20 protein-coding genes and 2 pseudogenes are annotated in these 26,867 nt (G+C 39.5%); 10 read left to right on the top strand and 12 right to left on the bottom strand.

All coding sequences use genetic code 11. From position 1 onward, the window contains the following. Positions 1 to 50: 50 nt before the first annotated feature. Positions 51 to 356, bottom strand: a pseudogene (locus AC5JMK_RS28140) (hypothetical protein); the annotation flags it as partial. A 570-nt stretch (positions 357 to 926) separates the two neighbouring features. After that, complete coding sequence (locus AC5JMK_RS28145) at positions 927 to 1,910, bottom strand: RNA polymerase sigma factor, RpoD/SigA family (RefSeq protein ID WP_096677749.1); 984 nt, start codon at positions 1,908 to 1,910, stop codon at positions 927 to 929. Between the two features lie 1,184 nt (positions 1,911 to 3,094). Between AC5JMK_RS28145 and AC5JMK_RS28150 the strand changes: the two genes are divergently transcribed. Beyond that, positions 3,095 to 4,432, top strand: a complete 1,338-nt coding sequence (locus AC5JMK_RS28150; protein ID WP_495911504.1) for a pentapeptide repeat-containing protein — start codon at positions 3,095 to 3,097, stop codon at positions 4,430 to 4,432. A 106-nt stretch (positions 4,433 to 4,538) separates the two neighbouring features. Here AC5JMK_RS28150 and AC5JMK_RS28155 read toward each other — a convergent pair whose 3' ends face one another. Beyond that, entirely contained in the window at positions 4,539 to 5,393 is an 855-nt protein-coding gene (locus AC5JMK_RS28155; RefSeq protein ID WP_495911505.1) for an acyl-CoA desaturase, read from the bottom strand. Between the two features lie 191 nt (positions 5,394 to 5,584). Here AC5JMK_RS28155 and AC5JMK_RS28160 point away from each other — a divergent pair, with 191 nt between their 5' ends. After that, a complete protein-coding gene (locus tag AC5JMK_RS28160) occupies positions 5,585 to 6,793 on the top strand; it encodes a TetR/AcrR family transcriptional regulator (protein WP_495911506.1) in 1,209 nt (402 codons plus the stop codon). Between the two features lie 131 nt (positions 6,794 to 6,924). On the opposite strand, the gene AC5JMK_RS28165 is transcribed toward AC5JMK_RS28160, so the two are convergent. Together AC5JMK_RS28165 and AC5JMK_RS28170 are read right to left on the bottom strand one after the other, a co-directional pair. Beyond that, positions 6,925 to 7,431: a hypothetical protein gene (locus AC5JMK_RS28165; RefSeq protein WP_495911507.1), complete on the bottom strand. Its 507-nt coding sequence runs from the start codon at positions 7,429 to 7,431 to the stop codon at positions 6,925 to 6,927. 36 nt (positions 7,432 to 7,467) lie between these two features. Continuing rightward, positions 7,468 to 7,773 (bottom strand): hypothetical protein, encoded by a 306-nt coding sequence (locus AC5JMK_RS28170; RefSeq protein WP_495911508.1) that lies wholly within the window; start codon positions 7,771 to 7,773, stop codon positions 7,468 to 7,470. A gap of 345 nt (positions 7,774 to 8,118) precedes the next feature. Between AC5JMK_RS28170 and AC5JMK_RS28175 the strand changes: the two are divergent. The 4 genes and pseudogenes from AC5JMK_RS28175 to AC5JMK_RS28190 form a co-directional block, all read left to right on the top strand. After that, a pseudogene (locus AC5JMK_RS28175) lies at positions 8,119 to 8,305 on the top strand (cyanase); the annotation flags it as partial. A gap of 102 nt (positions 8,306 to 8,407) precedes the next feature. Beyond that, positions 8,408 to 9,313 carry a DNA-methyltransferase gene (locus tag AC5JMK_RS28180; protein ID WP_096677753.1) on the top strand — a complete coding sequence of 302 codons (906 nt, stop codon included), beginning with the start codon at positions 8,408 to 8,410 and terminating at the stop codon, positions 9,311 to 9,313. 89 nt (positions 9,314 to 9,402) lie between these two features. Further along, positions 9,403 to 9,666: a hypothetical protein gene (locus tag AC5JMK_RS28185; protein WP_495911509.1), complete on the top strand. Its 264-nt coding sequence runs from the start codon at positions 9,403 to 9,405 to the stop codon at positions 9,664 to 9,666. Positions 9,667 to 9,865: 199 nt separating this feature from the next. Continuing rightward, positions 9,866 to 10,837: a GDSL-type esterase/lipase family protein gene (locus AC5JMK_RS28190; RefSeq protein ID WP_096677754.1), complete on the top strand. Its 972-nt coding sequence runs from the start codon at positions 9,866 to 9,868 to the stop codon at positions 10,835 to 10,837. A gap of 157 nt (positions 10,838 to 10,994) precedes the next feature. On the opposite strand, the gene AC5JMK_RS28195 is transcribed toward AC5JMK_RS28190, so the two are convergent. Continuing rightward, positions 10,995 to 11,660, bottom strand: a complete 666-nt coding sequence (locus tag AC5JMK_RS28195; protein WP_096677755.1) for a response regulator transcription factor — start codon at positions 11,658 to 11,660, stop codon at positions 10,995 to 10,997. Positions 11,661 to 12,195: 535 nt separating this feature from the next. Here AC5JMK_RS28195 and AC5JMK_RS28200 point away from each other — a divergent pair. Beyond that, a complete protein-coding gene (locus AC5JMK_RS28200) occupies positions 12,196 to 12,915 on the top strand; it encodes a rhomboid family intramembrane serine protease (RefSeq protein ID WP_096677756.1) in 720 nt (239 codons plus the stop codon). Positions 12,916 to 12,969: 54 nt separating this feature from the next. On the opposite strand, the gene smpB is transcribed toward AC5JMK_RS28200, so the two are convergent. After that, on the bottom strand, positions 12,970 to 13,437 hold the full coding sequence (smpB, locus tag AC5JMK_RS28205; RefSeq protein WP_096677757.1) for an SsrA-binding protein SmpB: 468 nt from the start codon (positions 13,435 to 13,437) through the stop codon (positions 12,970 to 12,972). 364 nt (positions 13,438 to 13,801) lie between these two features. Here smpB and AC5JMK_RS28210 point away from each other — a divergent pair, with 364 nt between their 5' ends. Then, positions 13,802 to 14,083: a WGxxGxxG family protein gene (locus AC5JMK_RS28210; RefSeq protein ID WP_096677758.1), complete on the top strand. Its 282-nt coding sequence runs from the start codon at positions 13,802 to 13,804 to the stop codon at positions 14,081 to 14,083. A 118-nt stretch (positions 14,084 to 14,201) separates the two neighbouring features. Here the strand turns inward: AC5JMK_RS28210 and AC5JMK_RS28215 are convergent, their stop codons facing one another. From AC5JMK_RS28215 to AC5JMK_RS28235, 5 genes are all read right to left on the bottom strand, one after another. After that, positions 14,202 to 15,635, bottom strand: coding sequence for an IctB family putative bicarbonate transporter (locus tag AC5JMK_RS28215; RefSeq protein WP_096677759.1), 1,434 nt, complete (start codon positions 15,633 to 15,635; stop codon positions 14,202 to 14,204). A gap of 130 nt (positions 15,636 to 15,765) precedes the next feature. Then, positions 15,766 to 17,328: a GAF domain-containing sensor histidine kinase gene (locus tag AC5JMK_RS28220; RefSeq protein ID WP_495911510.1), complete on the bottom strand. Its 1,563-nt coding sequence runs from the start codon at positions 17,326 to 17,328 to the stop codon at positions 15,766 to 15,768. A gap of 511 nt (positions 17,329 to 17,839) precedes the next feature. Beyond that, entirely contained in the window at positions 17,840 to 19,021 is a 1,182-nt protein-coding gene (locus AC5JMK_RS28225) for a low temperature requirement protein A (RefSeq protein WP_096677761.1), read from the bottom strand. A gap of 39 nt (positions 19,022 to 19,060) precedes the next feature. After that, positions 19,061 to 21,646, bottom strand: a complete 2,586-nt coding sequence (locus AC5JMK_RS28230; protein ID WP_495911511.1) for an AAA-type ATPase lid domain-containing protein — start codon at positions 21,644 to 21,646, stop codon at positions 19,061 to 19,063. Positions 21,647 to 21,753: 107 nt separating this feature from the next. Beyond that, on the bottom strand, positions 21,754 to 22,845 hold the full coding sequence (locus AC5JMK_RS28235) for a glycosyltransferase family 4 protein (RefSeq protein ID WP_096677763.1): 1,092 nt from the start codon (positions 22,843 to 22,845) through the stop codon (positions 21,754 to 21,756). An 840-nt stretch (positions 22,846 to 23,685) separates the two neighbouring features. Here AC5JMK_RS28235 and AC5JMK_RS28240 point away from each other — a divergent pair. Together AC5JMK_RS28240 and AC5JMK_RS28245 are read left to right on the top strand one after the other, a co-directional pair. Then, positions 23,686 to 25,776, top strand: coding sequence for a pentapeptide repeat-containing protein (locus tag AC5JMK_RS28240; protein ID WP_495911512.1), 2,091 nt, complete (start codon positions 23,686 to 23,688; stop codon positions 25,774 to 25,776). A gap of 110 nt (positions 25,777 to 25,886) precedes the next feature. After that, a complete protein-coding gene (locus AC5JMK_RS28245) occupies positions 25,887 to 26,804 on the top strand; it encodes an ion channel (protein WP_495911513.1) in 918 nt (305 codons plus the stop codon). The last annotated feature ends 63 nt before the right edge of the window (positions 26,805 to 26,867 follow it).

A 26,867-nucleotide genomic window follows, 5' to 3' on the forward strand; every position in this document is an offset into this window, starting at 1 on the left:
CTTCTATTGACGTTCTTTTACCACAAAATATACTATTTTGGAGATGTTTAATAAGAAATCGTCACATTGTTGGCTTTGTTGTAGAGGTTGACTACCATACCTGCACCACCAGGTTGTACTGCAATTGGTTCAAGATCGCCAAAAAAGTAACGCCGCAACTGATCACCACTACCAAATTGACCTTTGCTCTTGGTCAGCATTTCAATTTTTTGTTGAGCAGTCAAGCCTGTAACATCTTTCATTTCCTGAGCTGATGCTTGCACCAGTGCTGGATTCACAACTTTGAGCGGACCATCCCAAACCGTAAACAGACTAGTAAGAGCAACACTTGCAAGTAGTGACGAAGCGAGTTTCATTTGTTATTCCTTATCTTTGAATTATCCCAACAAGGCAAATCATCTCAGATGGGACTGAGAGCTTTTTGAAACCCAACCATGAATTTTCTAAATATATGCTTGGAGAAAATTCAATTAAAACTCAGCACTTTCTCAGCTTGCAGGCCGATATTCAGTTCAAAAAACCCGCCTGCTATTGAAATCGCAGTCTCATAAGTAATCGCACAAAATTAAATTCATTTGTGGAGATCACCGAACAGGGAACGGGGAACTCTTAACAGGTTAAAGAATGTGTAATTAATTCTGTTTAAGTACTTAACTAGTTTTGCATACTTTTCGTGAAACCCTGTGCCAGACGCGAAATTTCGCGTCTGGTACAACCCCAAAATTATGACGAAAAATCCTATCCCTTGCAGTATTGCTTCGCTATCAAAGTAGCACGGGAGCGTGAGAACCCCTACGATTTATCGGGGGGATGAAACGCGACACGACGGGTAATAAAAAACCTACTCTAGTTTATTTTGCGGTTCTAGGAAAAAAATCGCCCCCTGAGTTCAGGAGGCGCGTCACCAATAGTGCTAAACCAATCCTTTAGCTAGCAATGTACTCTTTAACATTGGCGCGGCGACGACGCAAATGAGCTAGAGCTTGATGCTCTAATTGACGGACGCGCTCACGGCTAAGATTCAAGCGTTCACCTACTTTAGCCAGAGACATTTCATTCCCATCTTCCAAACCAAAGCGTAAAGCTAATACTTCTCGCTGTTGGGGGGTGAGTTCTGCAAGCAGGTTATTCAAATCTTGGCGCAAGAATTCCTGAGTCGTGTAATACTCTGGTGACTGGCCTTGATCTTCCAGCATTTCTTGTAGTTCTGTATCTTGGTTATCACCTACTTTTACATCCAAAGAAACTGGCTGACGGGCCATATTTAGATACTCGCGAATCTGAGCGGGTTCTAATTCTAGTTCCTTGGCAATTTCCGTAGGAGATGGCGATCGCCCTAGTTTTTGAGCGAGTTCTCGCTGAACTTTTTTAATTTTGTTCAGCTTTTCGGTAATGTGGATGGGTAAGCGAATAGTACGCCCTTGTTGTGCGATCGCACGAGTGATTGCTTGACGAATCCACCAGTAGGCATAGGTTGAGAACTTATAACCTCGTGTGGGGTCGAATTTCTCTACACCACGTTCTAATCCTAGTGTTCCTTCTTGAATCAAATCCAGAAACTCCATGTTACGTTTCTGGTACTTTTTAGCAATAGCAACAACCAAGCGTAAATTCGCTTCGATCATCTTCTGCTTTGCGCGCTTACCTTGCTGTACGGTCTGCTTCACTTCCGATTCAGTTTTTTTCACGTGAGCAGCCCATTCTTCTAGGCTAGGTTCGCGATGCAATTTCTTCACCAAAGCTTCTTTAGCATCCAGCAATGTCATCATTTGCTGTACCTGCTTCCCATAAACAATTTCTTGTTCGCGGGTTAGCAATGGTACACGACCAATTTCGCGCAAATAGGTTCGCACCATATCAGCCGTGAATTTGGCATTGGTGTTTTCTTGTTCAGCATTAACAGTGGGCATTGGTGCGTTTTCCTCTACTCCAAACACAAAAGAATACTTATACTTAATAGTTCTGGCTAATTAGAAAAGATTGTGCATATATCAGTAGACGTTAGGAGATATTGGGAAACTACTACAAAAGGTTGATTTTTTAAGCTTTTAGAATCTGTCAAGACGGTTAGTTCCTTAGATTGGTTCCCCTACTATCTCTAGATTTTCAGACCTCTACAAACACAACTTCTCTATCTTCAAGAATTCTTCTTTTCTTTAAGTCGCCGACAAGGACATTCACAATACGAAGTCAGTATGAGTTCTACTTATTTAATATTACGACAAATTTACCTGAGAGTAAAGTGGTCTAGATAAAATCTTCCATTATAATTTAAATAAAGTGTATTTTCCAAAAAAGTATCTAATAGCCGAAAATCCTTTGCAACACTTAACTACATATATAGTGACGCTAAAAACCCTATTTGGTGTTGCCTTTAGTAGCCGGATAACCGAACTAAGTTAGTGTGTATGATTGGGGGATGTTACGAAACATAAATGTTTGGCTATTTAAGAGGACACAGCCAAAGCTTTTTCCAACTTCGTAAGCATATATACTTAAATTAATTTGTTATGACCTTGGTATTGCGTCCTATCTTTAATTATTGCCAACTCAACCGTCATTCAACTTCTACGAGGAACAGCACATCAGACCAACAACCATAAAGACGTTATAGAGTTTATAGATTATTGAAATATGATTTTACGCAAATTTTTCCACTACTGTATGTAAACCTCTATTTTTTAACATAAATCCAGAGGTTTTTCTATCAATCTATATTATAACACATAATCAAGTCAAAAAAATAAAACATTTGTATGTGTTTTTATTTACCATTTTCACCCACGATCCTGAATATCAGGGAATTTATTTCTACCTATAGAGTGAGTGTTATTACAAGTTGAATTAGAAACGAATCAAATGGCAATATAAGGGACAGTCTAGTACAGCACGGCGTAAATAAAGCAACCATTTAAAATAGTCGAAAAGCTTATAAACTAAGCATTTTTTCTTTTTATTTTTGCCTTTTTACTTTTGCCTTATTGTACTAGTCTGATCTGTCCCTTACTCATTTAAATGCTTCCAAATTTGCATTCTTCTGTACAGTTAACTAAGACAGCTGTTGAACTGAGAATGCTGGTGCCAAAATATAATCATGTCGATTGATTCCAACTCATCCCAAACCCCAAATCCAGAACAAGACTTGCAACCAGATGATTTTGACAACTCATCTAATGCTGATTTAATTCCAAATGATCTGAGTACCCAGCAAGCCTTAGCTGCTATTTCCTCACTACAGTCTCCGCAAAATACAGCAGTCTTACTAAAAGCACGTTCCACAGTCAAACCACTTACTAGTCAGGTTATAAGCGTTAAACCAAGAGCATTATTGCTGATTTTAGTGGCGATCGCTATCACTATTGTCGGATTTGTCATCAATAGCCAGATTCTTGGCATTGTGGGAACCATTGTCACTTTATTATTATCTTTAGCAGCAATTTGGCCTTGGTTGCAAGAACTGCAAAAAGAGTGGTTTTCAGCCCAGGAACAAGCCTTGGTAGTTGGTTTATTAGGAATAATAGTCGCGATCGCTGGCTTGATTAAATACAGTGGTTTAAGCAATTTTCTCGTTACTATCGGACGCAAAATCAATTGGGAAGCTTTCGGAACACTAGCGGAATGGTTTGGTGCATTAGGACAAATTCTGATTGCGATCATCGCTGTTTACATTGCTTGGCGACAGTACATTATTTCTAAAGACCTAACTATTCAGCAAAACTTGCTTACCGTCCAACAAAATATTATTACTCAGCAGCAGACAATAGATTCCTATTTCCAGGGTATTTCCGATCTAGTATTAGATGAAGAGGGATTGTTAGAAGATTGGCCTCAAGAAAGATTGCTAGCAGAAGGACGCACTGCGGCTATTCTTAGTAGTGTAGACGGCAGTGGTAAAGCGAAAATTCTGCGATTTTTATCTCGTTCTAAATTACTCACACCTTTAAAACGCGATCGCCTGCTTGGTCGAGCTATTCTTAATGGTACAGGCGGTTACTGTGAAGATCGGCTTTATGGTGTACGTGTAATTGATTTAGGAGTAATGCTAGCAGGTGCAGATCTATCTAGCACTGATCTGCGCTGGACTGACTTAAGCGAAGCTAATCTAGTCCATGCTAATCTTCGTGAATGTGATTTGGTAAAAGCTAACCTTTATCGCTGCATTTTATATGAAGCCGACCTCAGTAAGGCAGACCTTAACGGTACTTGTTTATTTTGTGGTTCCGCAGAAACCGCATCACCTCGTAGTCGTAACAAACCACCAAACTACAAAACTGGTGAATATACAGGCGCTGTAGTGGAAAATGCAGACTTGAGTGAAGTCCAGCGCCTGTCTGAAGCTAACCGATACTATTGCTGTGCTTGGGGTGGCGAAAACACCAGAAGTAGAATTCCTGGTGGTTGCGAAGGTATTCCTAATAAATTAGGGAGATAGTTGGTTGTTGTTTGTTAATAACTACTTCATTATTTAAAGTATAGAGAGATACCTGTATCTGGCTGATTCATCCCGCATTTATGCAACGCCAGAATTAATATAACCACTATCTACTAACATCAACATTTGGCGTTGGAAACATCACAACTTTTTTAGCTAAACCAAGAGTCTGCAATGTTTTAATTGCCCACCAAGTTATATCTACTTCCCACCATTTTAATCCGGCCTTTGCTACGTTTGGATAAGCATGGTGATTATTATGCCAACCTTCTCCATAAGTTAGAAGTGCTGCCCACCAAAGATTACGAGAGTTATCATTTACTTGGAAATGACGATAACCACGCAGATGACTTGCAGAGTTAATTAGCCAAGTGCTATGCCAAAGTAATACTGCTCGTAGAAACACGCCGTAGACAACAAAAGACCATCCTCCCAAAGCATATAAAAGGACAGCAACAGGAATTTGTAGTAGTAAGAAATAGCGATTTAGCCAACGATAGAATGGTTCACGATCTAAGTCAGGAGCAAATTTTTTGTATATTTCATAGTTAAAAAACTCTGCACGTGGGTAAAAAAGCCACAACATGTGACTCCACCAAAAACCACGCCGGGAAGAGTAGGGATCTTTCTCTGTGTCTTCGGTATGAAGATGATGTAACCTGTGTCCAGCTACCCAAAATATTGGCCCTCCCTGTAAAGCAAGAGCGCCCACAGTTGCGAGCGCATATTCCAACCACTTGGGTACATGCAAACTGCGGTGAGTCAAAAGTCGGTGATACCCTAAACAAATACCAATGCTGCCTAGCAACCAGTGCATGAATATGGTTATTCCCAAAGCAGGCCAAGAAAAACACCAAAGAGCGAGCAGTGCTAAAGCATGGAATGTGCCAAAAAATATCACGCTAGTCCAACTCAGAGTCAACGGTTGTTTGTCAACAGCTGCTGTTGAGTGTGTAGTCATAAATTTTTCCTTTGACGTGAATACTGTAAATCAATCAGTGCAAAGCGTGCTAAGCATGTACTGGTTATTACATTTTCTGTGTAAGTTGACGAAGGCAGCTAAACTAGGAAGAGAAGATGCAAGTGCTACTTACATGACTAAGTCTAGCAAGGATAAAAATTAATTGCAAGTGTTACTTGCATTTTTAGTTTATGCCCAATCAAGTAATTTCTACTCGACAGCGATTGATTAACGCAGCAAGATCATTATTTGCAGCGCAGGGAGTCACCGAGACTACAACAAAGCAAGTCGCAGAATTAGCAGAAGTTAATGAAGTAACACTGTTCCGGCATTTTGGCAATAAGCACGGTTTACTCTTGGCAGTAATTTCGGAATCACCAGTATTTCAAGAACTGGATGAGTCTTTAAAAATTCAAGCCAGCCAACCAGCTAGTGTTCACCAAGCTCTGAAAAACTATTGTGAAGATCGCCTACAAGCTTTGGAGAAAGTCCCAGATTTAGTGCGTTCTGTAGTCGGTGAAGCAGGAAATTATCCTTTAGAAAATCGTCAGGCTTTAGGACGTAGCTTATCCCAAGCTAATCACTATGTTGCCGAATATTTAGCAACAGTCATGGAACGAGAACAATTACACACCCATTTAGCACCTGAGAAGTTAGCAAGCTTACTCAATAGTATGTTAGTGGGATATGCTGTGATTGAATTTACTAGTGAATTTCATCAACTTTGGGTTGACAGAGACGAGTTTTTAGAAAATTTGGTGGCGCTGTTTTTAAAGGGAGCAACAAACTCTACAAGTTTAGGAGAATCTATTTCTACAGAAAAGGTGATAGATTTACCAGCAAATTTAGTTCACTTGATTTTGCAACGATCCAAAAAATCAGGACTGCGAGATTATGCGTTAATGTATGTCTTGTTTGCAGCAGGTTTATCGGCCCCAGAAATTGTAAGTTTAGAGCGATCGCATCAAATCAACAATTCCAATCAGCATTTATTACAAATCACTCAAGCTACTCCTCGACAAGTACCTGTCAATCAATGGATTATAGGTAAGCGCTATGGCTCTTATACTCGCAATCCATTAACTCAATGGCTAAAAAGCCGTAAGGATGAACATGCATCTTTATTTCTCAACGATGTAGGAATGCCAATATCTGAGGAAGAAATACAGAGAATCTGGCACATATTAACTGAAGGATTGCTGACACCAGAAGGACAACAACCACTAATTGAGCAAGCTCAACAAACGTGGTGTGTAGAAATGCTGATGAAGGGAATGAATTTAGAACAAATGAGTATTATTACTGCTTGGAATTTGACTAAACTCCAACCCTATGCTCGTAGATCGAAAGAGAAATTGGCTCTGGAGCAAGCTATTCGCCTTGATAATAAATTGAAGTAAGTCAATAGGGAAAGTTAAGTTTCCACTTATCCTTATCTCATACCAATTTCCAACTTGCATTTGGATATATCATTATCTAAAGCAAATGGTAAATAATTTGTGCAAGCAATTTTTCTTTTTCAGTCCAAATCCTATGGCTGTTTCTTACTGACCGCAACTCCTGCTCCAAATCCACCAAGACCTGAAATTCCTGCAATTATGACTTTTTCTGCAAGGTCTTTATCCTTCGTTAGACCTGCATATCCAAAGACCATTAAAACTAAGATGAGTATTGCTCCCATACCTAATCTTTTGGTAACTTCACTCGACTGACTCTTTTTAAAGTCTCGTTCATTGTCTTTTTCAAGATTATCGAGAGTCTTAGTTATGTGTTCAGAAGTAACGCGCTTAACTAATGATGAAGAGCTTGATGATGACAGACGCTCCATGGAGAGGAACATTGATGTCGCAATTTGCCTTTTATCTGGTGGTAGTTCCTTCAATGCTTCGACTACTTCACTTGGTATCACTTCTTCATCGGAAGTTTGATCTTCTGAAGATGTGCTAGAGGTCGAAGCAGTTATTTCTTTTTGTGAATTATCTCCTGATTTAGGTACGTTTTGCTCAGGTTTATTTTGTGGAGTGTCGTCATTTCCCATATTGTGTAGTTACCCTACTTCGCTTGGTAAACTCTTCTAAACTAAAATTTTAGTCAGAAGTGCTTCACTTGCTTGTTTGAAGGTTACATCAATTTCATCAAACATTGTCTCAATCTTCAGGCTAATTGTGTTCTTAACAAAAGTGGAGAGTGCTTGCGAGACAAGAGCTTCATAAGCTTTATCACTAATTTCTCCCTCTGCATATAAATACTTAAAATATGAGAGAATACCTTTCAAGGCTTCTACATTAACAGCCTCATACTCACGCTCCCAGGATGACCTGTTGTGAGCTAATTCTCTAGCTTTCTTAGTACTTTTAATTGGCTGAGTGTATATAGCCATTTTTGATAAAACCTTATATTGTATTTTACATCCGTTCTTTAGTCAATATATAACTTTAACTGTCAATATTATGGCTTGTTTGGTTTCCCAATTCAAGTAATTAGCGCACAGTTAGCGGTTATCTGGCAAGAAGATGGGGTTTGGTGTGGATCTGTACCTACTCTACCAGGATGTCACACTTGGGGAGATAGCTCTGAACATATGTTATAAATGCTACAAGATGCAATTCAAGGCTAGTTGGAAGTTGCCAGTGATCGAGAGGAGCTTGAACCCGATAAGCAGTCGGTCGAGTTTGCCGGTACTCAGAGCGTTTTCTTGTGACCTCTGATAAAAATCGCCTACCTGATTTTGGAATATCCTGTAAAAGGATTAGGGCCAGTTGTACCAACAGATCCTCTGATTTACCGTTTTTACGAAATTATGCAGGTGTATGGAATGCCAATGAAAGCGATGATTCACGAAAAGTTTAGCTAAAGGCGATCGCGTCAAAGTGATCATGTCAGGAAAATTTCTTCCCTATAAAAAGTGGTAAATTTTCATTTACGCCATATTTTCTGGCTGAGATCTCCTCTTGATTACAAACAGGGGTCAAATCAGAATTGGCTAGAAAAATTAGTTATAAATACAAATTCTCTTGACACAAGAAAAAACAACGCCAAAACAAGTAATAAATTTTACACCTTATTACTCTCAAAATTATGGTGCAGTATATCTAGGAGATAGCCAAGAACTGATTAAATCTATTCCAGATAGCAGTATAAATTTAATCCTAACTTCACCCCCATTTGCACTGACCCGTCAAAAAGAATATGGCAATCAAAGTGCTGAAAAATATATTGAATGGTTTCTACCTTTCGCTGATGAATTTAAACGAGTACTTACAGATAATGGCTCATTTGTGTTGGATTTAGGTGGTGCTTATCTACCTGGTAATCCGGTGCGAAGTATTTACCAATATGAATTATTAGTCAGGCTGTGTAAAGAAGTCGGCTTTTTTCTTGCTCAAGAATTTTATCACTATAATCCGGCACGACTGCCTACCCCAGCCGAGTGGGTAACAGTTAGACGTATTCGTGTTAAAGATTCAGTAAATGTAGTTTGGTGGTTATCGAAAACGCCTCATCCAAAAGCAGATAATAGAAAAGTTTTAAAGCCATACAGCGAGAGTATGAAGCAGTTACTCAAAAATGGCTATAAAGCGAAAATGCGTCCTAGCGGACATGATATTTCTCATCGCTTTCAAAAGGATAATCAGGGTGCAATACCACCTAATTTGTTAGAAATTGCTAATACTGAATCTAACAGTGCATATCTACGTCGTTGTAAAGTGGCGGGAATACAACCTCATCCTGCGCGTTTTCCTCAAGGTTTTGCAGAGTTTTTTGTCAAATTTTTAACCGATGAAGGTGATTTAGTATTAGATCCGTTCGCAGGTTCTAATACAACAGGTTTTGTGGCTGAGACTTGGCAAAGGCGATGGATTTCGTTTGAAATGAGTGAAGATTATATTATTGGCAGTCGTTATCGGTTTGAGGCTTGACACTCTCCTAACTTGGAAGTGGGTATGGGGTGTAATACCAATTCTCTGTGAAGCTGCACACTATTTTGACCCCTCGGAAGTTATGGCAAATGATCCGTGAAATAAATCGAAAATCCAAAATCCAAAATTCCCAAGAAAGCGGATTGATCCGTGGGGTCAATCCAAAATCCAAAATCCTGTTAGAGGATGACCGTTTTTTATTTTTCTTTCTTTTGCCTTTTAACTCTTACGAGTTCGCCAGTTGCTTTATGCCGGGGAACCCGTCCACCGCACTGGCTCACTTTTTACTTTTGCCTTATTTGGTCATGAAAGTTGCTAACCTAGTAAAAACCCTATTTTTTTTATATATATAAAGTATTTAATTAGACATTATTAATACTAGATAAAGTCATTAAAGATATTGTAAAAACTAATTTCATAAGCTAGCTAATTACACTTATTCAGTGTAAATACTGTAAAAGGTGATAATTTAGCTGATGAAGAATTTTCCTGATACCAGCCAAAAAACGCTGCTTTTGGGAAAAGGAGCAACTATTGGGAGAAACTTACGATATGAGGGATGTGTATCTGTTAACAGCAGGTTTAGTAACAGGATTGGTTTTACCAGTATCGACTTTACCAGAACAATCTATTTTTCATACTGATGATCATCAAGTAAATTGGAAAAACCAAGACAACTTACAGCCAGTAGCAAGTGAGACATTAATCCCTACTTTGGAAACCTCTCCACCAGAATTTAGTGAGCAGAGTTTGCCTGTAGCAACAGAATCATTTTTAACACCGAGCTATAAAGTAGTTGAGAAGCCTACCTCTGGAAATCAACTTTATTATCATAGATTAGCTGCTTTAAAAGCTGGTCAAATTTATACACGTGTAGCTGATGAAGAATTGAAGACATTATGGGATTCTGGCAATAAGCATCAATTAACTTATGAAGATTGGAAAAGTTTGCTAGCGATGGAAGCCAAAGCGATGGCTAAAGGTCAAGGTAAAAATCGCTTGAGTATTATAGTTGGCGATTCTTTGAGTATGTGGTTTCCGAAAGAAATGCTCTCTAGTGAAAATTTGTGGTTGAATCAGGGAATTTCTGGAGATACTTCTAGTGGGGTTTTAAAAAGATTATCAGCTTTTGCTAAAACAAAACCGAGCGTCATTTATGTTATGGTTGGGATCAACGACTTACGCAAAGGTAGAAGTGATGAAGCGATTTTAAGCAATTCTCGCTTGATTATGCGGCAGTTACGACAAAATCATCCAGATAGTATGATTATTGTCCAATCTATCTTGCCAAGCCGTTGGTCTAATATTTCTAATAATCGCATTCGTACTATCAATCATCAACTTGCTTTAATTGCCCAAAAAGAAGGAGTAAATTATCTCAATCTCTACAAGTGGTTTACAGATTTTGAAGGTAACTTGCGAGAAGATTTGACCACAGATGGATTACATCTAAACGAAAATGGATATGATATTTGGCGAGCAGCTATCGACCGAATAGAGTCTCAACTAGCTTTTAGTGATTAGAGCGATCGCAACGCAACAAAAATAATAAATTTGATACAGAGAATTATTTACTAAATTGTATAAAATCCACAAGCTATAAATATTTTTTTAATAGTAGTTAATGATTGGTCAATTTTCATTAGTTATTTTCCTCATCTTTCTTGTCCTCCTTGACACCTCATTCCACTAGACCATGCTTCATCGCAAAACGTACTAATTCGGCTCTGTTGTTAGTGCCTGTTTTTCTCAACAAACTACTAACGTACTTTTCTATAGTTCGAGGACTCAAGTGTAACTTTTGACCCATGTCAGCATTAGAAAGACCATGAGTCAGAAGTTCTAAAACTTCTTGTTCTCTGGAAGTCAGCTCTGAAATCCACTGGGATTTTTGAATGTGATTTAACTGTGAACCATTAATGTCTAAAGCATTGGTATTTTCGAGATCACAAAGGCGATATGCAGATTGAATTATTTGCGATCGCGCCAACAAATTACGAATAGCTGCTCCCAACTCTTCTAATTCAAAAGGCTTGGGCAAGTATAAATCACATCCAGACTGATAACCAAGAATTCTTTCCTGTGTTTTTGTTCGTGCTGTCAATAAAATTACTGGCAGCAAACAAAATACAGATTTTTGACGTACTTGGCGTACTAGTTCATAACCATTCATTCGTGGCATGACGATATCAGTAACCATCAAATCAGGATGGTACTCTTCCACCTTTGCTAAAGCCTCTTGACCATCATCAGCAACAATTACCGAGTAGCCAGATAGTTCAAGATAATCGCTGATAGACAGACGAGTGCCCGGATCGTCATCCACTACAAGGATCGTCAAGGGCATGGACTGTACACCCCTAGCATTTTTTACTAATAAGTTTGCTTCTATGATCACTATCAGTGAATATAAATAATAATAGTACTCTTATGTTTCATACTATGACAGGAATAATAGCTAATCACTGCCCAAAGGTTGAATTGCAAATTATATCTACCGTCAGTGAGAAATATTGTTAGATAAAGTTACCTTGTAAAAAACATACACTCCAGAATATGTATCATTAGATATCAATTTGTTTACAATTTTTAACAAGCTATCAGTAGATAGTAATGAATCAAGTAATTTTTAGAGACCACATACAAAATATAGTCCAAATAAAAAACTTGAAAAAAATAATATAGAGATCAAGGCAAATAAATATTTTCTCTAAGTTTGAATTTCACACACAAGTATTTGTTTTTTATAAGACATGTATGATCTCTATCTCGCTCACAAATATCTTTGGAACATCTTGCTAAATCCATCCAGAGGTAAATCCTAAATACTTAACTACTCAGGTATTGTGTAGTTGAGTTGTGAAAAAGCAAGAAAAAAGCCTGTGGTTCCAATTAAAGATAATAATCCAACAAAAATCACGCCCTATGTAACTTATGGGCTGATTGCTGCAAACGTTCTAGCGTTTCTTTATGAATCAAGTCTCCCTCCCCAATATTTAGATGGATTTTTTCACTTATTTGCAGTAGTACCGCGAGAACTGACAGCTAGTTTTGCAGGTATTTCTGTAAATCAGCCTGTACCAGAGTGGGTAACGTTAATTACTGCCCAATTTTTGCATGGTGGTTTGCTACACCTTGGTGGCAACATGTTGTTCTTATGGATTTTTGGTAATAACGTCGAAGATAAATTAGGGCATATCAAATATTTATTTTTCTATTTAGCTAGTGGTGTTCTAGCAACATTAGCTCAGTGGTACTTTTCCCAAAATTCTGCTATCCCTTCATTAGGTGCAAGTGGTGCGATCGCTGGCGTATTGGGAGCATATATTATCCGTTTTCCCCAAGCAGAAGTCCTCGGTGTTGTTCCTTTGGGATTTTTCTTTCCCACTTTCCGTGTACCAGCATACTTTTTTCTAGGATTTTGGTTTGTCGAACAAGCTTTTTACGGTATTGCTAGCCTCGAAGCACCCACTAATATTGGTATGGAAAACGGAGGTATTGCCTACTGGGCTCATGCTGGTGGTTTTTTAGTGGGAGCGATTCTCGGCCCCATACTAGGATTATTTAACCAAGATTCTGAGCAAGAAAAATATAATTGGTAGTCAATGGTCAATGCTCAAGAGTTAAAAAGCTATTGACACTTGACACTTGACTTTTTAATAATTCTTCATTGCCCTTTGCATTTCGCGCTGATCTTGACGTTTTTTCATATCCTCTCGTTTGTCATGCAGCTTTTTACCCTTGACAAGGGCAATACTAACTTTCACCCAACCTCTTTTGAAATACATTTTCAGAGGAACCAAAGTCAAACCTTGCTGTTCTACCTTACCAATTAACTTGCGAATTTCTTGGCGATGCAGCAATAGTTTGCGTGTACGGCGTGGTTCATGGTTAAAATACTGTCCACTCGCAGTATAAGGCGAAATATGTACGTTGATCAGCCATGCTTCTCCATTGCGGATCAAAGCATAGCCATCTTGAAGATTTACCCTACCTGCACGGATTGATTTCACCTCAGTCCCCGTCAACTGAATACCAGCTTCGTAGGTTTCGAGAATATTGTACAAATAACGGGCTTGCCGATTGTCACTAATAACTTTATAACCGTCGCTCTTATCGCTCATTGAAAATTTTACTTAGGTCTAAATTATGACTAAAAAATCCTTGAGGCTGCCTAATAATTATATAAAAGGCTATTAAACCACTATAGTATGCCTAACTAGATATAGCATTCCTAAATCATTCGCTCCAGACAAGATCCCCGACAACTTTTGCGAATTCGGGGATCTGGGTTTTGCGATTCTCACAAATCATATAGGATTGCTATATTATTAGTCTTATCTTAGCTTTTGTTAAACATTGCAGCGTTGATATATCTTAAGCAGGAGTGTAAAAGATTTTTAGTATATAGCTAGGGGTTGATTTTGTTCATATAGGTCGTCGGTAAAGTTGTGAATAACTTCGCAACAAATCAGGGAAGATCTCATTATGAAAAGCAATCTCAGCAAAATCATCAGTGCTAGTGTCCTCACCTTGGGTATGTCAATACTACCTTTAACAATATCAGCACAAGCACAAACTACTACAGACCCCACAATTAATAATCCCAATGTACCAAACACCGGAGTTTATTCTGACAGAGGTTTTGATTGGGGTTGGTTAGGATTACTCGGTTTATTTGGTTTAGCTGGTTTAGCTGGTAGAAAGCGTCAAGAACCAACTCGCTATAACGATCCTAACGTTGTTGGTAGTACAACCTACAGAGAATGATTTTATAGTGATCCAATCACAAAGAAAGCAAAAACAACTCGAAAAACTAGACTTTTTGAAAGATGACAAAAGCTAAAAAGCCTTGAGGGATACTTTACTCAAGGCTTTCTTTACAACCTTAATTTGCTCCTAATTCTGGATGAGGTGAATTTCCTTGTCGGTTTTTATCTGACACCACAGGAGTCCAGTAGCTGGCGACTAAAGCAACTACTAGCCACCAGATACTATTGACTACAGGACGATACCACACAGTATCCACTAAACCATGACCTAACATACCTAATAGAGTAGCGATCGCTCCAATCAACCACAAACCATCTACGCTATTTAATTGCCGAAATCTTTGCAATTGAGACAAACCTGTATTAAGTATGACTGCAACTAACCACAGGAAACTAAGCAAACCAATAATTCCAGTTTCCACAGTTACTTCCAAGAGGATAGAATAAGCACTCAAAGCATTATATCGGGGTAGTTGGTAAAGTGGATAAACCTTATTAAAAACATCATGTCCAGGGCCGATACCAAAAATCGGATAGTCCTGAATCATTCTGAACACCGCAGTCCAGACATTTATACGGAAGTTATTACTACTATCTGCACGACCAGCAAAAATACTGGTAATGCGTAGGCGAAAAGTTTCTGAAATCCCAAACATGACTGCAAAAAAAGCTACAAAACATCCCAACATTATGGGTACTAACCAAATACGCCAAAACTGGGGTAGATAATCAGCGTACCAGTAGCGTAATAACAACACAATGGCAAATAGTGCGATCGCTAAACCGATAAAACCGCCACGACTGTCAGCAAAACGAAAGCAGGCTAAATTCACAACTAACATAGTGAGTGCCAAACTTTTACGCAGCCATCCCCGCCAAGCAAACACTCCCACTAAACTCAAAACCACAGCTGGTAGCAAATATCCAGCCAACAAATTTGGATTACCCAAATAACTATAGACTCTTGTATTTTTAGACAAAGGAGATTCAGGGTCAACCCAAGTTGCTAATTGTGCAGCACCGAAAAACTTCTGTCGCACACCATAGATACTTACAAATAAAGACACATGTAAGTACAAAACCAGCAAAAAAGACCTAATGCGAGGCGATTTCATAATCCTGGCGCACAAGGCAAATAGCACTAAGTAAAGTGTAAAATTTATCAATCCTTCTAAAGCTGCTTTTTTCTCTGGAGACAAGGCTGTAGCAACTACACAAACTCCCCAATATAGCAATACCAACAAATGAATCGGCGTTGCAAACAAACTATTTGAAGAGTTTACCTCATCAGATAAAGTCAATATTAGCCAAAATGCTGTACAAGCAAGCATCAAAAGCCCAAGCAGGGTTGTATTAACCACTGTAAAAGGCGCTAATATCAACACCAAGCTGACTAAGGTCGCCGCTATTACATCTCCCCACTGCATTAAAATACTGCTTTGTCGCCAAGAACGCAGCACCCCTACCAAAGAACCATGCAGGTAGCTGGTGTCAAGATATTCCTTCAGTGGTAAATAAGATAAACTGAATTTTTGCCAAATTAGATTCATAAGAGGCTGTGAGCAACTAGCACAGAGCGTATAACTTGGATCAATGATAGTTTGGTATTTTTCAAAAATTGAAAAACTTCCAGTTCATAGTCCATGCTAATTGAAGATAGCCAATGCTTAAACGTAGTCCTTAAGAAGCAGTTGTTGAGGAAACATCGCTTGGAACTTCTATTTTTTCTTGATTTAGTGGCAAACTGAGGATATAGCGGTATCCTGCCTCTGGTGATCCTTGAATCGAAATATATCCCCCGTGCAATTCTGCTAAATGACAACTGAGCAACAAACCCAGGCTTTCGCGTGAGAGAGAACCAGAACGCTTAGTTGTATCGAGGATACTGGATGTAGAAACCTTCACGGTTTGTGATTTGTCTGAAGTTAATGACAAGCTAATGGGGTCTTCTTGCTCTTCCAAAGGATTATTATAAATAGCTGTCTCGTTTGTTAATTCCATTAGTGGCACTGCACTCAAGCGAAAATAAGAATCCACTTCAGTGATTCCATCTCCCAACCACGGATGGGAAACTCCCACTGTAATGTTGAGTGTATTTTCTTTGGATGAAACATGAATCCGTACAACACTACCCGTAGCAGAAAGTTGAATTACACTGAAAACTAGGTGATATAATATCTGCCGCACCTTGTCTTTATCCAAAAACCAAATGCGATTACGTCCAGGTTCAAGAGACAGACGAATGTCTTGCTCACGACGACTTGCAGCCTCTTCAAGAGTCTGAATCGCTTGTTGGCACAGCATTTCAATATCTACAGAAGATAAATTCAAGGCTGTCTCAGTTTCATCCATTGCTCCAAGTTCAGAAATTTCATTGACTAGGCAAAGTAGATATCTACCACTGTGTTGGATAATATCCAAATATTCTCTTTGCTTAATGGTCAAAGGCCCATAAATTTCACGTCCCAAAACACTAGCCATACCAAGTACAGATGTTAAGGGTGTACGTAGCTCTTGCGTTAACTGTTCCAATAGTTCTAACTTCAATTGACTAGTAGGAATTGAACTTGTTGGCAAAGTGATTGGACTAATTCTGATTTCACTTTCACTAGGATTAGGTTCGCTGAGTAACCAGTTAGAAACATGATTGGCTGTTTTTATTTCTGAAGTTGCTTGTTGCAAAAGTCGGTTACGTTCAAATTCGCTCATACTCCAACGAGCGATGATCTGTAAAAATTCAATGTCTCGATTGGTAAAGTTGCGCGGTACTAAATCCATCACCGCCAATGCGCCCAAACAATTTCCATTAGCATCAATCAGTGGCGCTCCTAAATAAGCCCGAATACCGTAATCTTTAACTAATTTGTTAGCAACAGCACTACCTGCATCTGCAATTTTTCTGGCATCATTTATTACCAATGTTTGGTAATTTTCTACTACCTGAGTACAAAAAGATTCCTCACGTAACAATTGGCGATTTTGTGCTAGCTGATTCATTAATCCCAATCTAGATAAGCCCACTGCTGATTTGAACCAATGGCGCTGTTGATCCACAAATCCCAAAATGGAAATTGGTGCTTCCAAAAAGTGAGCAGCAGTTTGAGTAGCTTCTTCAAAAACTGGAATCGTTTCTGTTTGTCGCAACCCTAATTCTGACAATGCTTTAAGGCGTAGTTCTTCTCTGGTTTCTGGAGATGTCCAACCATCTTTTACAGACAACAATTTATTTTCCGACTCTACCATCACCACTGTCACCTTGATAATTCTAGATAATGTAATTTATATACCCACTAGACCTTGTGGCATTAGTCGAGAAAAGGTAGAAGAAATAGGGTAAAAGGAATGCAATTTTCCTTTACCCTTTGTCCTTATAGCTTTTCTCTACAAGATTGCAAAAAATAGCTTTTGCAAGAGGTCTACTGTTTATGGGTTCTTTGCTATTTTTAAGCATTCCCCAATTTTGGGTCAGATCAACAAAGTGGATGTAAAATTTTTCACTCGCTAAAAATTTTTTGCATACTTAAAATTCCATTACCACATAATTATTTTTATTTGTTAATAGGGCTTTAGCCCGATGAAAAACAAATTTTTTACTTAAATCTAGCTTAAGTAATTTCTATTTTTTTTGTTATATATAGTTCTCAGTACTAACCCCCCAATCCACTTTCCCCGATCCCTAATCCCCGTACTCTGTGAGAAGCCGCTTGCGCGTCTACGCGTAGCGTCTCCTCTGGAGAATCCCCAATCCCCAATCCTAAATCTCCGGATCAACCAAACGTGTAGTAGGACGACTCTGATATAAATCTTGGGCGACTTGTACAACACAAACTACAGTCACAAGTCCAATCACTGCAACAGGTAACAAACCCTTACCAAAAAAAGCGATCGCAATTACAATCATCGCTGCTACACCTCGAAACTGAGAACGAATTTTGCAATAACGAATCACACCGACACGATGCAGGATACCCAAAGCTAAATAGCATAAAGCCACAGAACCACAAAGTAACCATCTTTGAGCATCGCTTAGTGCGATCGCTTGTTCACTCGTCAATACTTTTTCCACACCAACCCCAGTCCCAGCAATACCAATGACTAGGGGTAAATGAGTATAAAGCCAAATGGCTACAGTCCCCACTTTCCCTTGGGCGCGTGCTGTTTGAATCGGTGTACCACCAAGATTATCAAAATAAACCCACCACAAACTAAAAGCGATCGCCAAACCCAATATAGCGGCAATCACACTTAAAACATCCCATTTTTGTTCCGAAACACCCTCAACAACTGCGATAATTGCCTCACCCAAGACAATAATCGTAAATAGTCCGAAACGTTCTGGTAAATGGGAAGCGTGGGGAAGTAATTTGAGCTGGAACTTTGTGGCTGTAAAAGGTGTAATCAAATCAACCATAATTCCCAGTCCCCACAACACAAACCGCCCAGGTGCAGGTACGAATGCTGATATTAACCAAAACACGGCTGCGATCGCAAAACCTGTAGCATAGCGTGTAGTCAACTGACGCGCGGCGGGAATATGTATACCAGCACGAACATATTCTACAATCAGCACAGCGCGAGCCAAAGTATAAGAAAGAGCAAACCCAGACGCACTTTCACCCAAACCATGATGAATATTCACAGCCAAAGCCGCCGCAGCCAGCATTTGCAAAGCCACCAAAAACCGCCGTCCGATATCATCACTATCAAAGCGGTTCGCATACATGGTATTGCCAATCCATGACCACCACACAGGTATAAATAAAAATATAAAACCTAGATATCCTGATATCGATACATCTTCTTTGAGATTGTGAGCAAGTTCTGAAACCGCAACCACAAACACCAAATCATAAAATAGTTCTAACCAAGTAGCGCGTCTTTCTTCTTCATCATTTTCACTTATGCGTAAACGTGGGGGCTGTAAAAAATTATTCATAGGGGAAAGGGGAATGGAGAATGGTTTTTGATTTGACGGTTAGCGAGACACAATAATCTGCCACATACTAATTCCCAAAGCGATCGCAGCTAAATGTTGCCATAATATGACACGCAAAGATTGTCGAGCAATTTTTTGTGTTAACAGTATTGATAAAAGTACCGAAAAAATTAGAGTTGTTCCCTGTAAAAAAGCTATTACAGCAGGATGTGCAACCACAACTGGTAATTGTCCACCATCTAAACCAAACGTCGCAAAAAATACTGGTAAAATTCGCCCTCCTTCGCCCAAACCCAAGCGTAGATAATGCGCCAAGTTACCTCCCAACACTAATGGTAAATAACCATAGGCAAGTTCAGTAAATGACCGCACCTTGATTCTATTGGGCATTTTAACCGCAGAGGACACAGAAAAAACAGAGAAGATGTAGTTATTCAACCAGCAATAAGCTTTGATCAACCCGTATGCTAGGAAAATAAAAGCTGCTGGAACAGTCAAAACTAGCAAAGATAAACCTAAGTGGGGGAAAAACAGATTTAAATCTATATGCAATCCCAACCAAGATTGCAACTCCGGTAAGCGATGCAAATATACTCCACCCAAAAGTAAAAACAACAAAGCGACTTCATAGTTATGGGATATATGCGTTGTCCACAGTTCAATACCAGGGGGACGCAAGTTAAACTCAACTGAACGGTGGGGACAGGCTTTTAAACAAGTCATGCACAACACACAATCTCTATTATCTTCTAGTTGGGCAGGATGGGAGTATAAAGGACAACCATTAGTTTCCATACCTTCGCCTTTTTGTGGCCCGCCTTTGTAGCATTGATAGGTGGTGCAAGTTGCAGAACAAATCCCTTGTTGGGCGCGGAGTTCTGTCATTGAGAGTTTGGCAAATAAACCATTCATTCCCCCAATCGGACAAAGATATCGACACCAAAACCGCCTCTCAAAAATTGCAGAGCAAATCATCGCGCCAGCAGTAATCAATAGCAACAAACAGGCGGAAAGATAAGCAGTATTTTGTAAGTCCCAAAGTTCTTCCCACAGAAAAATCAGGGTAAACAAGCCGAATAAAAACCAGCCGCCCCATTTTTCAGCTTCTTCTCGTGGCCAGCGTTTGAGTTGTTTTCCAAACAAAGACGTGGATATTTTCTGCGTAATTTCACCGTAGATCATGAATGGACAAATCGAACACCAAATCCGCCCCAGAAACGGAAATAAGAACAGAAAAACAGGCCACCACCAAGCCCAGAATAGATTTAACCCAAAATTGCGATCGCGTGTTTGTGGTCCAACAAATAATACTGCGATCATTAAGGCAAAAGCAGCAACGGTAAAGCCATAATTAATTCGATCCGGCCACCACGGACTACGCAGAAACTTCCGCAAACCAGGATAAGCATTTAAAAGATTCAGCCGAAATCGCTTTTTCTTGGTTTCCGCCGCCCAGAAAATTTCTTCTGTTAACTCTGTTGCTTCTCCTGCTTGGACAATCGCCCGTTCGACCAAGTTTTGTAATTCTTTGATATTCCCAGGAAAATCATAGGACTGCAAACGGCGTAAAGCTTCTGGCGTCACATGGGGTTTGGGAATACCTCTAGCACGAGTGTAAAGACTGATGTAGTATTCGACTTGGACATTAATATCAGTTTTCCGTACCCGTAGCGGTGGGACTTTAATAATTCGACCAATGCAACGTTCGATTTGCGGTTGATTTTTTTCCGCAACGATCAAAATCCGGGCGTGACTGGTGCGGGGTTCCGCGTCTGGTTCGTCGGCACGAGTTAAGGGAATATATGTATTAGTTTGTAATAATTGTTTGATTTTTGGGAGTAACTCTGGTGGGATTTCTTGGATGTTGTTGAGGATAACAGTACCTTCTCCCAGCCATTCTAAAAGTCCGCTTTTGCCACCAGCACGCCCAAATAATTCTGCACCACTGGTTTGGAGAATACCGCAGTTAATTTTGATGATGGGTTCGCGGCGATATTTGGAACCAAAATGAATCAGGGTTGCAACATTATCTTTTTCTAATCCTGGTTCGCCAAAAATCAATACAGATTTGCGATCGCCCGCAGCTTCGCGAATTTGTTCGCGCAACCGCACCGCATAACGACTCGTCCCCACAATCCCGCGTTGGGCTTTGGTAACTAAATATGGGCGTAATGCTAAAGAACGTTCTTGTTCATAGCTAAAAGCAGATGCTAACTGTGCCAATTCTTGAGCCAGCATCCGCGAAAGAATCTGAGAAATTTCGAGATATTTACTAATTATTTCTTTAAACACTTTTACAGGCACAACCAAAAAATGACATTCTGTGATCGTTGTGATTGTGCGCTGCGCTAACTCATCTAAAAGTATTTCTTGTAAATGAATAACAGATCCAGGCAGAAAACCAACAGCTAAACTAGGGTTATTTTGATTACTGCTCTGGCTTTCGAGCCTACCTTCCAAAAGAATATAAAGCGCTTCTGGAGAATTAGCCTCAGTAGCTATATTGTAATTTGCCGGAAAAACCTTTTCTTCGAGGACTTGCGCGATCGCACTCAACGGTTCAGGTGATAAACTTCCTAAAGCTGTGCGTTCTCGTAGCCAGATCACTGATTCTGGTGATGTCATAGTTGGCCGTTCCCCTTTCAGCACTGCTATATAAAAGCATTATCGCTTTAAAAGGGGATTGGGGATGAATTAGTTAACAGTTAACAGTTAACTGATAACTGTTAAAACTAGCGAGTCAACGAAGTAATTGAATCCAAGGAGTTTCTAAACATGAAATTCAACCTTTTTCTAAAGTTGCGTTCTCCAATGATTTTTTCGTAGACTGCTTCGTAGCCATCGACCATTTGAGTGACGCTGAATTTATTTTCTACGTGTTCTCGGCATTTGCGACGATCTAGTTCTAAAGCTTGGGGGATCATCTTAGCCATTTCTTCGTAGCTTTGGCAAACATAACCACTTTCCCCATTAGCAATAACCTCAGATACAGAACCCATATTCATGGCTATTACTGGTGTACCAGTCGCCATAGATTCAGCCATCACCAAACCAAAAGGTTCGCACCAAGTGATCGGGAACAGAGTAATTGCTGCATTTCCTAATAGTTCGGCTTTTTGAGTGTGATTGACTTCACCCAAAAATTCAATTTGCTTACCATCAATTTGGGGAGCAATTTCTTTTTCAAAGAACTCTTGATCGACAACATCGACTTTACCAGCCATTTTTAAGTGCCAACCTGTTTTTTTGGCGATCGCAATGGCGTGTTGTGGCCCTTTTTCTGGTGAGAGGCGTCCTAAAAATGCTAGATAGGGAGGATCTTGTGGTTGAGCAAAAAACGGAAACTTTTCAACACTGATTCCGTTGTAAACTGTGGCAACATAGTTAATATTTAATAGACGTTGGGCGTCACTAATGCTGATATATGGTTGCGTGTGATGCTGCCTAAATACTTTACTGTTGTCTTGAGTAAAGATTCCATGCAAGGTATGCACCGTTGGTGTTGAGACTATATTAGCCAGAGGTAGTGACCAAGTTCCCACATGAGAGTGGATAATATCAAACTCCGCAGCGCGTTGATAAACTTCGCCAACATGCATGAGTTCGTACATTACGGGTTCTTTAATGCTTTTATCCAAGCGTAATGCACGAGAACTACCCGCTTCTAAGCGAGCTAAAGTTTGGGAATCTCCGGAAGCGAATAATGTAACATCGTGACCTCTACGTACTAATTCATCAGTCAAACGACTCACGACTAATTCTGTTCCACCGTAGGTAATAGGCGGAACTTGTTCCCATAATGGAGCGATTTGTGCGATTTTCATAAATATTTAGAGTTCAGTAGTCAGAAGCCTTGTCACTGAGACTTCATTTTGAGATATCCAAACGTAGATAATTTCCCCTGATATCTGCAATTGACTTCACGTCATTGGCTGCAAACTATGCAAATTATGCAACTTTGGCGAACTGAACTGAAAACTCATCTCCAGTGAGTGTGTAGATGGATTTACATTTTTTACGGTAAAAGTAAATTCATGTTGAAAACATCTATCTAAAGATAGGTATTTTTCTCTATAGATAGGCATATTGCTATATTGGAGTTGAATGATTTGAGCGATCGCACCTACAAATCAGCCAGCAAACCACATGTTGAAGCGTTTAAACAGCAAGACTTTCGTTTGAAGTAAGAAGTTCCTCGTTTCAGGTGAGAACTTTCTGGTTTTAAGTTCTTGTTTTAAGCAAAAAATTTCAATTGTAGGGTGTGTTACGCCGAAGGCTAACGCACCCACACAATGATTTGCGGTGCGTTAGGCTGAAGCCATAACACACCCTACCAGGTATAGGTTGGCGAGCCAGTGTGATGACGGGTTTCCCGGTTAAGCACCTGGCTGCATTTTGAATGTATCGGCTTACATTGCGAATGTATCGGCTTACATTTTGAATGTATCGGCTTACATTGCGAATGTACCGGCTTACATTGCGAATGTATTGGCTTGCATTGCGAATGTATCGGCTTACATTGCGAATCCAGCCGTCTGTACAGTTTATTTAAGAACATCTTTACAGCAGATTACAGGTAAATGAAGTACAGATTTTAAGAATAAAACCATATACCATAAAATCCAAAATCCAAAATCCAAAATCTAAAATCGGATGACCCATTTATGCGGCTAGATTACTCCGGTCAAAATCTCCGAGGTCGCTCTTTTAAAGGTCAAAACCTAACGGGAGCAAACTTTAGCGGTGCAGATATCAAAGGAACAGATTTTACAGATACTAACTTGAGAGATGCCAACTTTTGCTTTGCTAAAGCCGGACTGCAAAATTGTTGGAGATTGACCCTATTAATCACTCTATTGTTAATAGGAATATTGGCATTATTTACAGCAGGGGTAGTTGCTGTTTTTGCAGGTCGTAAACTCTTGCCAGCTTCTGAACTTGTTGGTCATTACCTAATAATTTTTCTCAATCCAATAATATTGACGATTTTCTTTATTTTGACAATTTATCAAGGGTTAAATAAAGCTTTAATAGCTATGGTATCTTTGACTGTGGTTAGTTCTATTACTCTAATTTCATTTAAATATTTTGAACCAGCAGCCGTTCTTGCTGGAAATGTTCTTTGGTTATTTGGTGTAGGTGTAACTGGAACTACAATTTTTACTACAGTGATAACTCTAACCAAAGATTCTCATTGGATTTTGGCAGGAGCGGGGAGCATAGCTTGGGTTATGTCTACACTGATACCTTTTATTTTAGGTATGCCATATCAAGTTGGGCTTAAAGTAGCAATATCCTCAGCGATTGGAGTATTAACAAGCATCTATGTTAGTCAGAAAGCTGTAGCTGGAGTACAAGAATTTACTTGGATTCGATTATTTGCGATAGCCTTTGCTACAACCGGAGGCACAAGTTTTCGTGGTTCTGATTTAACCGATGCTGGTTTTACTGGTGCAACCCTTAAAAATACAGATTTTAGAAAAGCAAACCTCACACGCACTCGTTTTTACGAAACCAAAAAACTTGACTTGGCCAGAGTCGGCGACACCATATTAGCTAAACGAAATATCCTTAATTTACTTGTCACTGGCAATGGTCGGGGAAAAAATTATTTTGGTGCTAACCTCAAAGGCGCTAGCCTCATCGATGCTGATTTAAAAGAAGCAAATCTCAAAAACGCTGATATCAATGAAGCTACCTTCCAAGGAGCAAATTTAGAATGGGCAAACTTGACTCTCGTCCAAGCTGTGGGTACTGATTTTACCAGCGCTCACATGACTGGTGCTTGCGTGGAAGCGTGGAATATTGAAAGCACAACCAAATTAGATAACGTCGATTGTCGGTTTATTTATCTCCTCGAAAACCCCAAACCTGAAACTGACGACAGAGAACGCCGTCCCAGCAGTGGCGAATTTCAACCAGGCGAATTTACTAAACTATTTGAAGAGGTTTTAAATACCGTTGATTTAATTTTCCGCAACGGTATTGATTGGAAAGCTTTTGTCGCAGCTTTTAAACAAGTGCAAGTCGCCAATGAAGACACAGAATTAGCCTTACAAAGTATTGAAAACAAAGGTGATGGCGTAGTCGTCGTTAAAGTCGCCGTACCTATTGATGCCGATAAAGAAAAGATTCACAGCGATTTTACTCAAAATTATCAACTAGCATTGCAAGCTGTAGAAGAAAAATATAAGGCACAATTACAAGCAAAAGATAATGAGATAGTCGTCTATCGCCAGCAAAGCGCCCAGATGACTGAAATTGTTAAATTATTAGCTAATAAACCTATTAATGTTCAAGTCGATAACAAATTAGAGAATAAAAATATGACTAACAGTAACGATTCCAGCCGTAAAATAGAAATTGGTAGTGTGGGCAGAGATTTTAATGCTAGTGGACAAGCTTTGAATTTAGGCGAAATTGATATTAGTGGTGAAGTCACTAATACTATTAATCAATTACCAGAATCTCCCGAACCAGAAAAACCAGGAATCAAGGAATTATTAACACAGTTGCAAGAAGCAATTGCAGCTGATGCTAATTTAAGTGAAGAAGATAAAACCGAAGCCTTAGAACAAGTCAAAACTTTAGCCGAAGCTGGTCAAAATCCCCAAGAAGCAGGAAAGCAAAAAACAGGCAAAAAAGCAATCACAATGTTAAAAGGTTTAGTCTCTGGCTTACCCGCCACAGCCACATTAGCCGAAGCATGTAGTAAACTTTTACCATTAATTTCTAAATTACTAGGTTTAGGCTAGTACCTTTTATATAAAAATTGAAGAGTTCGTAGTCAGCACTTTAGTGCTTAGATTGAGCGCTTAAGCGCTCACTACGAACTGTAAAAAACATAAAAGAATAAGGGTACGTTGTGAGATTAGTTCGACAAAAAAAACGGTCTCAAAAGCCACAACGGCGTCCACTCCCGAAAGTCCATATCAAAATTCAGGATGGACGGTTTGAAATCTCAGGTATGAATGTTTGGTATTCCTACTGGCGCGATCCTTACCATTTGCTTTTGACAATTCCCTGGCCTGGTTTCTTGGCGCTAATTGCTCTATCTTATGTAACAACTAATGCTTTGTTTGCCTTAGCATACTTAGCAGGGGGAGATTGCATTGCTAACGCCAGACCTGGATATTTTCTTGATGCTTTTTTCTTTAGCGTGCAAACTCTAGCTTCTATAGGCTATGGGGCGATGTATCCCCAAACAGTCTACGCTAATTTTATTGTCACAATTGAAGCGATGATGGGTCTAGTGGGAATTGCGGTGCTGACTGGTTTAGCTTTTGCCCGTTTCTCTCGACCTACAGCCCGTGTAATCTTTAGCCGAGTAGCAGTTATTGCACCTCACAATGGCGTACCCACTCTAATGTTTCGTGCCGGAAACAAGCGCCGCAATCAGATTCTAGAAGCACAATTGCGGGTTTATTTAATGCGCGATGAAGTGACTACTGAAGGTCAATTTATACGTCGTTTTCACGAACTCACTTTGCTCAGGAGTCAAACACCAAGTTTTACACTTAGTTGGACAGCAATGCATCCAATTGATGAGTCCAGTCCTTTATATGGGATGACACCAGAATCCTTAGTTGCAACTAAAAGTGCAATTGTAGTTTCTCTCAGTGGAATTGATGAAACAGTTATCCAGGTTCTCCATGCTCGTAAAACCTACACTGCTCTTGAAGTCCTATGGAACAATCAATTTGTAGATATTTTTTACAACACCTCTGATGGACATCGTTACATCGACTACAACTACTTTCACGATGTCACACCAATAGAGTGAGGAACTTCCAACCCACATTCCGCACTTCAAAATGTAGCGCAAGAGATTACATGGTGATTCCTG

Source organism: Pelatocladus sp. (assembly GCF_059505505.1).

Coding starts and splice junctions, on each gene's coding strand:
- AC5JMK_RS28145 (WP_096677749.1), bottom strand. CDS start 1,910: ATGCCCACTGTTAATGCTGAACAAGAAAACACCAATGCCAAATTCACG.
- AC5JMK_RS28160 (WP_495911506.1), top strand. CDS start 5,585: ATGCCCAATCAAGTAATTTCTACTCGACAGCGATTGATTAACGCAGCA.
- smpB (WP_096677757.1), bottom strand. CDS start 13,437: ATGAGCGATAAGAGCGACGGTTATAAAGTTATTAGTGACAATCGGCAA.
- AC5JMK_RS28170 (WP_495911508.1), bottom strand. CDS start 7,773: ATGGCTATATACACTCAGCCAATTAAAAGTACTAAGAAAGCTAGAGAA.
- AC5JMK_RS28195 (WP_096677755.1), bottom strand. CDS start 11,660: ATGCCCTTGACGATCCTTGTAGTGGATGACGATCCGGGCACTCGTCTG.
- AC5JMK_RS28220 (WP_495911510.1), bottom strand. CDS start 17,328: ATGGTAGAGTCGGAAAATAAATTGTTGTCTGTAAAAGATGGTTGGACA.
- AC5JMK_RS28235 (WP_096677763.1), bottom strand. CDS start 22,845: ATGAAAATCGCACAAATCGCTCCATTATGGGAACAAGTTCCGCCTATT.
- AC5JMK_RS28215 (WP_096677759.1), bottom strand. CDS start 15,635: ATGAATCTAATTTGGCAAAAATTCAGTTTATCTTATTTACCACTGAAG.
- AC5JMK_RS28150 (WP_495911504.1), top strand. CDS start 3,095: ATGTCGATTGATTCCAACTCATCCCAAACCCCAAATCCAGAACAAGAC.
- AC5JMK_RS28240 (WP_495911512.1), top strand. CDS start 23,686: ATGCGGCTAGATTACTCCGGTCAAAATCTCCGAGGTCGCTCTTTTAAA.
- AC5JMK_RS28225 (WP_096677761.1), bottom strand. CDS start 19,021: ATGAATAATTTTTTACAGCCCCCACGTTTACGCATAAGTGAAAATGAT.
- AC5JMK_RS28165 (WP_495911507.1), bottom strand. CDS start 7,431: ATGGGAAATGACGACACTCCACAAAATAAACCTGAGCAAAACGTACCT.
- AC5JMK_RS28155 (WP_495911505.1), bottom strand. CDS start 5,393: ATGACTACACACTCAACAGCAGCTGTTGACAAACAACCGTTGACTCTG.
- AC5JMK_RS28210 (WP_096677758.1), top strand. CDS start 13,802: ATGAAAAGCAATCTCAGCAAAATCATCAGTGCTAGTGTCCTCACCTTG.
- AC5JMK_RS28190 (WP_096677754.1), top strand. CDS start 9,866: ATGAGGGATGTGTATCTGTTAACAGCAGGTTTAGTAACAGGATTGGTT.
- AC5JMK_RS28185 (WP_495911509.1), top strand. CDS start 9,403: ATGATCCGTGAAATAAATCGAAAATCCAAAATCCAAAATTCCCAAGAA.
- AC5JMK_RS28230 (WP_495911511.1), bottom strand. CDS start 21,646: ATGACATCACCAGAATCAGTGATCTGGCTACGAGAACGCACAGCTTTA.